Genomic DNA, 1,712 nt, shown 5'->3' on the forward strand with positions numbered 1-1,712 from the left:
GGAAGAACAAGGTGAGATGACCGGACGCTTAGTACGCCAGGCAAGCTGGCGATAGAACAGAGGGTGAAAGTCCCTTCCGGGTAAGAGCTAGCCACTCGCCCGGTCCTTTAGCTATGCGCGACTGTGGGTAACTACTGTCGTGAAGTGTTAGCGAAGGCACTCACAGGCCAGGTATTGAGCCACGAAATCGGTAAATCGGAGGTGGTGACGTAGTTAAGCTAGGCGGAAACCTACAATGGTCAGGTTGTATTGGCGAAACCTGACCATACCTCCCGGGGTCGGAGACCCTGTGCATGTGAGGAAGTTCGTCGCGTGGAACCTGGGAGATCCTGAACGGTTTCCCATCGTGAGCAGTTGGGACGATAAGGTCTAAGTGTCAAAGCAGAAGCCTTATGGAGTTCAGGAAGTCGGACGGGAGTATAGTACCGGAGAAATCAGTGAACAAAACAGAAAACAATGTGGCGGAATTGATGGAGGGAAGGCTCCCGACCAAGGGGAACAGCCAACAGTGCGCCCGCATCCGGACACAGAGCCGGGGAAATACGACGTTACGCCTGCTGGCTGTGCGAAAAGCAGCAAAGAGGGATAGGAAACAACAGTTTACTCACCTTTTCCATCACATCAGTGAAGAACTGTTATGTCAGAGTTTTCAGCAACTTAAACGTCAGTCTGCCCCGGGCTGCGACGGTATCACATGGGAAAACTATGCAGAAAATCTGCAAAACAACCTCCATGCGCTCCACGGCAGACTTCATCGGGGGCAATACAGGCCCCAGCCGGCAAGGCAGGTGATGATCCTGAAAGAAGACGGGACAGAAAGGCCATTGAGTATCCTGTGTCTGGAGGACAAAATCGTGCAGCAAGCGGCTGTCACGGTCTTAAATCAAATCTACGAGACCGATTTTCTCGGCTTCTCGTATGGGTTCAGACCGGGCAGAGGGCAGCACGATGCTCTGGATGCGCTGAATGTGGCAATTATGGAGAGGAAAGTCAATTGGGTGCTGGATCTGGACATCAGTCGGTTCTTCGATACCGTGGAGCATGACTGGCTCATCCGGTTTATTCAGCCCAGGATAAGGGACGGTCGGATGTTGCGATTAATCAGGCAGTGGGTCACGGTGGGGATAGTTGATGAACACGGTCACCGACAGAAGTCGCATTGTGGCACGCCGCAAGGTGCTGTCATATCGCCACTGCTGGCGAATATCTATCTGCACTACAGCGTTGACCTCTGGCTCAACGCATGGCGAAAGCACATGCAAGGAGATGTGGTGATGATCCGATATGCTGATGACGCGGTTCTGGGCTTCCAGACCCATCAGGATGCTCGGGCGTGCCAATCCCTGCTACAACGACGTCTGATGCAGTTTGGGCTGAAGGTACACCCAGCGAAAACCCGGTTGGTACGATTTGGTCGCTTTGCGTTAAAGCAATATGAGGAGCGACCGGAGAGGGGCAAGCCGGGGACGTTTGATTTTCTGGGATTTACGCATTATATAGGACGATTACACACGGGCAAGGATGCGGTGATGCGCAAAACTCAACGAAAACGGCGTCAAACACAATTGAAGCGAATAAAACAGGGGCTGCGGCAACGGTTGCACAACCGCCCGGAAGAAACGGGACGGTGGCTGAAACGAGTGATAGAAGGGCACATCAATTACTATGGCGTCCCCTTCAACAGCAGAGCATTGTGCCAATTTGTGGAAGAA

Annotated in this window: 2 protein-coding genes; both read left to right on the forward strand. The window is 52.8% G+C overall.

Features of this window, described 5'->3' with window-relative positions:
* Nucleotides 1-373 precede the first annotated feature (373 nt).
* Nucleotides 374-589, forward strand: a complete 216-nt coding sequence (locus LG003_RS22795; RefSeq protein WP_262981735.1) for a hypothetical protein — start codon at nucleotides 374-376, stop codon at nucleotides 587-589.
* The coding region (gene ltrA / locus LG003_RS22800) for a group II intron reverse transcriptase/maturase (protein WP_262981734.1) at nucleotides 564-1,712 on the forward strand (1,149 nt) is incomplete at its 3' end. The genes LG003_RS22795 and ltrA, both read left to right, overlap by 26 nt.

It is taken from the genome of Photorhabdus kleinii (assembly GCF_025384885.1).
In the GTDB taxonomy this organism is placed as follows: domain Bacteria; phylum Pseudomonadota; class Gammaproteobacteria; order Enterobacterales; family Enterobacteriaceae; genus Photorhabdus; species Photorhabdus kayaii.